This is a genomic window from Occallatibacter sp. (genome assembly GCF_049510455.1).
Taxonomy (GTDB): Bacteria; Acidobacteriota; Terriglobia; order Terriglobales; family Acidobacteriaceae; genus Telmatobacter.
Genome location: NZ_JBEKYX010000164.1, coordinates 1 through 5,640, shown reverse-complemented (window position 1 = coordinate 5,640; position 5,640 = coordinate 1). Strand labels below are relative to the sequence as shown.

The window sequence follows — 5,640 nt, the reverse complement described above, 5'->3', positions numbered from 1 at the left end:
CCGAGGATGAAATCTCCGTGTATGACGAGGCCGAGGTCATGGCAGTCTTTGACAAAGGTGCGGGCGCGCTCGACTGTCGCGCCCTTCTTGATGTTCTTGAGTATCTGGGGATCCCCGGATTCAAAGCCAACGATCAGCAACCTACATCCGGCTTCCTTCATCGCTTTGAGGGTGTCGTAGTCGGTGGTGACGCGTGAGTTGCAGGACCAGGTGATGCCGAGGGGTTTCAGCTTTTCGCAAAGTTCGATCGTACGGGCCTTTTGGATATTGAAGGTATCGTCGTCGAAAAAGAACTCCTTGACTTGAGGAAAGAGTTCTTTCGCCTGTTTCATCTCTGCCGCCACGTCATCGGTGGACCGCTTCCGCCATGCATGGCCCGAGAAAGTCTGCGGCCAGAGGCAGAAGGTGCATTGCGCAGGACAGCCGCGCGTGGTGTAAAGCGAGACAAAAGGTTGCAGGAGGAACGGCACGCTGTACTTGGTGACGTCTAGGTCTCGGTGGTAGATCTCAGTGGCCCAAGGCAACTCATCGAGTTGCTCCGGGGAAATTTGTGCACGGTCGGGATTGTGCTGGATGATGCCGTTTGAGTCTTTGTAGCTGATGCCGAGAATCTCGTTGAGGGGCTTACCGTTTGCATACTCGATGATAGAAAAGTCAAACTCGCGGCGGCAGATGAAGTCGAGAGCCGTGCATTCGTTGAGTGCCCTATCCGGCGATGTGGAGACGGGTGGTCCGACGAAGGCGATCTTGATGGCGGGATACGTTTCTTTGATCAGTTCGGCCATCCCCTGATCGCCATCCCAGCCCACAGTGCTTGTGAAGAGCACAAGGAACTCGTAATCCTTGAGGAGAGCGATGACTTCGTGCCACGAGATATGGTGAGGCGGAGCGTCAACCAGACGCGAGCCTTCAAGCATGCCTGCCGGGTACGTAAGCCAGACGGGGTACCAGTAAGATTCGATTTCGCGAGTTGCAGGCCAGCGGCTGCTCGCGCCACCATCAAATTTCTCGAAAGAAGGGGGATTTAGGAAGAGCGTCTTGAGCGGCTTGCCCGCTTTGAGTGTTTCGCCACGGGGTAGTGGCTCTAGGCTCTGTCGGGACTTTTGGATCTTGGCCGAAATGTCAACCAACACGGGATACATCGTGATCTCCTCTCGCGGATGACCGGCTATTGCAGACCTTCGCGGTAGTCGGAAAGGTGAATAGCAAGTTGCTGGCCAATCATGCGCTTCCAGAAAAGCGAGGTGACTACAGAGATTGAGCTTGGCCCGTGAATCGAAAGGTGCCAATTGACTGGCGAACGTCAGCCAGTTGGCATTAAATCAACCATCTTGATCAGTGTTCTTCCACCAAGCACTCGTGAGCGATCAAGCCGCGACGTGTGGTTCATCCCCGACTATCTTTATACCGAAGCGCTCCGTTGCTTCCGCCGATGTACTCAACCGCAAAGTTACCGGTAGACCTTCCTTCTTCCATGCCGTGAGCCCTCCCTCGAGAACCCAAACATTCGAGATGCCTTTCTTGCGAAGCGCCACGGCCACGCGCGCACTCGTCAACTCTCCGGAAGAGGAACAGTACAGGACCAGCCCGAGGTTTTCAGGGACAATTACACGCAACCGGCTGCGGAGACGGGCCGGATCCATCCGGACGGCTCCGGGAATGCCAGCACTGTCTCCATGCCCCTCTTCGAAGCCCAATAGATCGATGACGGCAATCGGTTCCCCCGCCATGAGCTTTTCGTTCAACAGTAGAGGCGTTATCCTTCGTAGCCGTAGATGGCGCAGCATATGCGCCATGGTCCCTATACGCCAAACAACGTAACACGCCAGCGGTATACCGATTATTGCTGCAAGCACCCCTCCGAATCGGGCCATAGAAGCAGCAATCAGTGCCAGACGATTCGCAAAGAGATACCCGAGCCCCGCATACAGGGCGGTCCACAGGAAGGAGCCGAGGGCGTCATAGGCAAGGAAGGCACTTCTCTCTGAACCTTCGATTCCGGCCAGTGGCGGAGTGACCCCGTCCAATCCAGGAATGAACTTAGCGAGAATCAGAGAACGCAGGCCCCATCTACCGAATACCTGATGGGCTCTTTGGGCACAATAGTGAGGGTCGTTGCTAAAGGCGCAAAGTACCCGCATGATCTGGCTGCCCCAGTGGCGGCCGGCCTCGAACCAGACAAGGTCTCCAGCGAGACATCCGAGGATTCCGACACAAAGTACAAAACCCATGTTCAACCCGCCACCATGCACGAGAGCTCCCGCGGTCAGTAGAAAGAGATTTGCCGGAACAGGCAGACAGACTTGACGGGCAAACACAGCCGCCCAGAGAATCAGATACGTGATGCTGAGGGCGTGGTTTGAGAGGTCGAGCATCCATTCTCCTGCTGCGGCGACGTCATTCTTGTGTGCTGGATGAGCATTTTGCTATCCAAACCAGCGGAGATCGTGTTGGCGTATAGTCTCCAGTAAGAATAAGCTATCTTGTATCTGGATGCAGATTGTTCATTGGATTAGGATTGTGCTTGTAAAGCATTGAGCACAATGCCCGATATTCGTGGCGCAATGTGAGGCGCAAAAAGTGGCCGGAAGGAGGGAAGCATCCAATGTCTAAGACCATGAGCAAACCGAGGAAGCGGCTCACGCGTGAGGAAAGCAGAGCGCAGACTCGTGCGACACTGATGGCCGTCGGAAGGGAGCACTTTATACGTCATGGATTAGGTGGTGCCGTTGCGGAGAAGATTGCGGAGGACGCCGGCTATTCACGAGGTGCGCTTTATTCCAATTTCGATGGTAAGGAGGAGCTTTTCCTTGCGGTGATCCGGGAGGAGCAGGACCGCCGGATGCAGGCATTCCACTCCATGTTCAACGAGGAGCCCTCAGCCAAAGAGCGCCTAAGAAAGATGCGAGACGCAATCGCCGACGTTGTTACAGATCCCGGTTGGATTGTGCTTCGAACTGAGTTTGAGGCTGGAGCTCTTCGAAGCGAACATATTCGGCAGACCTTTGTTGAAGTACATCGGCAACAGGTCCGCGACGCGGGAAATCTCATCAGGAACCTCGCGCGGTCTTCCGAGATTCATATGCGTATAAAACCGAATGAATTCATGATGATTATCCTCAATCTCACTCATGGCCTCGCGGTCACACAGAAGATTCTTGGCGCAGAACTTTCTCCGAAGGGAACACGGCACCTGATTCACTCTCTGTTTGATCATCTGATCTCGTCCTCGTGACTGACACTCCCACATCCGGCGGGAGCCACTTCAACGACGGGCCGGGTGGTGCTTACGGGCGGCAACTCCTCATTCACTTTCTCCACCATCGACAACACTTGCCCCGAACTCCTCCACAGAGCAACCGAACTCCGGCCTTTCACACGCGAACGGGTCTTGGTTCGACTTAAACGATATGGTGAACCGAAGATCATTCAATCACCAGTTCTCTATACAATTGCTGGTCATCCCGCCGCCATCACCGTAGCCTCTGTGGTTATCCCCGCAAGTCCTGGCAAGGTGGCACAGACAATCTATGCCGCCAAGGCGTGTGCAGTGGGTGATATTCCCGGCAAATCGCGCACAAGCTCCGATCCGACCGAGGCGGTCACCCACATTGTCTGCATCGACTTCACCACGCAAGAAAGTGGTGTCCCCACACAGATGTTCTCCTTCATCATCCAATTTGACAACGCCCCGTTGGAGCCGTTCTTTCCTGGCAATGTCATTCGCAGCCTTGACACCACGACACGGCACTAAAGAGATCGTAAGTTTTGAGCACGTGTCTTCGATCTTTATGCTTTTGGGTGTCGCTTCGTTGAGAATTGTGCCGAAAGTGCCAGCATTGTTGCGTGGCTGTCCATTCATTGGCACTTCCAAGATTGCCGACGCCCCTCGGCTGAAAATCGCACGCTTAACGACGCACTCTTTTTTCAATCGCTTATGTTTTTTGTCATGACTAGAACATAATGGCTACACGTTTGCTTCCTGGGAGTGTGCAGGTATTCATCGGACTGCGGTGGTTATCGATGACATACCGCGTGTCTATCTCTACACGGAGAGTCGCGTGATACATTCATTTTCGCGAATCACACGAAACACGCTGACTGTAATGACTACGATTTTGTTCGTCGCGCTTCTTCGCTACGTCCTGAATCAGATCGTTAAATCAGAGTGCCAGCGGCCATGCGGGGTTGGCGGCCGGAGAAAGTCATCTCCAACGCGACAAATTCCATTCCAATAAACACCTGCCTCCATACTTTGTTGGCGTGTGATCAATTTCTTCAGAGACCCGGATTGGATCGTGCTTCGAGTTGAGTTTGAAGCTGGAGATCTTCGAAACTAATGCATTCGGCAGACTTTTTTCCAGTGCATCGGAAACAAGTCCGCGGCGGGGGGATTATTCTCAATCTCACTCATGCGCTCGCGGTCATGCAGAAGATTCTTGGCGCAGAGGCGTCCCCGAAGCTACACGGTACCTAATGCGAAGTGTTTTGGGATGTAAACCATCGGCTTGGCTCAAGGGGCCTGGATGCCAAACAGTTGGCAATTAGCCAAGTAGTTGGCACCTGATCTTAAATGTGGGGTCATAGAGAACGCCGACGTCTAGCATTTTCAAGCTCTCATCTGTTGTTTGCGACAGTCTGCGTGCCTACTCCTCATCTGGCATGTCATCTGCTATGAGATGAGTACCTGGGTGACTTGTCGTAGGAATTGGAACCCGTTGGGAAGGGAACTGAAATGCACGATGTGTCAGCCTCGGTCCAAGGCTCGATGTTGATCGAGCAACAGCAAGCGTGACCTCATGAACTGACAGGTAGGCTACCGGTTGCCGTCAACATCGGCTTTGGCCTTTTGGCCAGCATGCAGGCGGAAAGCAGCTTTTCTACTGTGAGAAATCCAGTACCGGGAGATGAATGGACGGCGGCTGACATCGACACGAACATGAGCGGACGGGCCATCTTCTTTAGGTCCATCGGGAAGGTAGACCACACTGTACATAGCGACTTCAAACAGATTCCGATGAATACAATGGTGGCACAGGCTATAGAGATGATCGAGAAGTAGACAATGCGAGGCTAAATGGTCCGACATACGCGAAGGGCGCCGGTGGCACTAGCGGTTTGTTCCGTTTTCGGGATTGAGAGTGGGGCGAGAAACGGATGTCGTCGTTATGCAACATGGAAGGATGAAGGAATAGTGTGTTGCTTCTTCGCAGCTTCGATTCTAAGGGTTGCACGGAAGGAAATAAAACTTATCTGTTCCATTTTCAAGGAGAGCAATGCATGGTTCGCTTTTTGTGGCTTTTGCTATTAGGTCCCATCATCATGGTTTTGGGATTGCTGTATCAGTGGGTTGGGTCACGGTACGACCGAAGGCGTTTTCTTCGTTTGGGCCGGTTAGTGGACATCGGTGAGCGCCGGCGGCTGTTTATGATGGAGATGGGCGATGGAGTTGGGCCGTCGGTAATCTTCGAGTCGGGATTTGGGGCGACGAGTCAGAACTGGGCCAGGATTCAGATGGCGGTGAGCGAGTTCGCGCACACGGTTTCTTACGATCGGTTGGGGCTGGGTTGGAGTACCCCGGCAGTGTCGGAACGAATTCCTTCGAAGGTGGTGGAGGAGTTGCGGGCGATGTTGCAAGCG

General features: G+C 53.7%; 5 protein-coding genes. 3 read left to right on the top strand and 2 right to left on the bottom strand.

All coding sequences use genetic code 11. The annotated features are described in order from the left end of the window. The coding region (locus ABSG47_RS20110) for a radical SAM protein (protein WP_424172100.1) at window positions 1-1,142 on the bottom strand (1,142 nt) is incomplete at its 3' end. A gap of 225 nt (window positions 1,143-1,367) precedes the next feature. Next, window positions 1,368-2,375 carry a VTT domain-containing protein gene (locus tag ABSG47_RS20105; protein ID WP_424172097.1) on the bottom strand — a complete coding sequence of 336 codons (1,008 nt, stop codon included), beginning with the start codon at window positions 2,373-2,375 and terminating at the stop codon, window positions 1,368-1,370. Between the two features lie 230 nt (window positions 2,376-2,605). On the opposite strand from ABSG47_RS20105, the gene ABSG47_RS20100 reads away from it, so the two are divergent. The 3 genes from ABSG47_RS20100 to ABSG47_RS20090 all read left to right on the top strand — a co-directional run. Continuing rightward, window positions 2,606-3,235 (top strand): TetR/AcrR family transcriptional regulator, encoded by a 630-nt coding sequence (locus tag ABSG47_RS20100; RefSeq protein WP_424172094.1) that lies wholly within the window; start codon window positions 2,606-2,608, stop codon window positions 3,233-3,235. Between the two features lie 156 nt (window positions 3,236-3,391). Beyond that, window positions 3,392-3,754: a hypothetical protein gene (locus ABSG47_RS20095; protein WP_424172091.1), complete on the top strand. Its 363-nt coding sequence runs from the start codon at window positions 3,392-3,394 to the stop codon at window positions 3,752-3,754. A gap of 1,526 nt (window positions 3,755-5,280) precedes the next feature. After that, window positions 5,281-5,640: alpha/beta fold hydrolase (locus tag ABSG47_RS20090; protein WP_424172088.1), on the top strand; the 360-nt coding region annotated here is incomplete at its 3' end.

Bases quoted from the DNA above. Each gene is read 5' to 3' on its own strand.
- ABSG47_RS20105 (WP_424172097.1), bottom strand. From the start codon at position 2,375: ATGCTCGACCTCTCAAACCACGCCCTCAGCATCACGTATCTGATTCTC.
- ABSG47_RS20100 (WP_424172094.1), top strand. From the start codon at position 2,606: ATGTCTAAGACCATGAGCAAACCGAGGAAGCGGCTCACGCGTGAGGAA.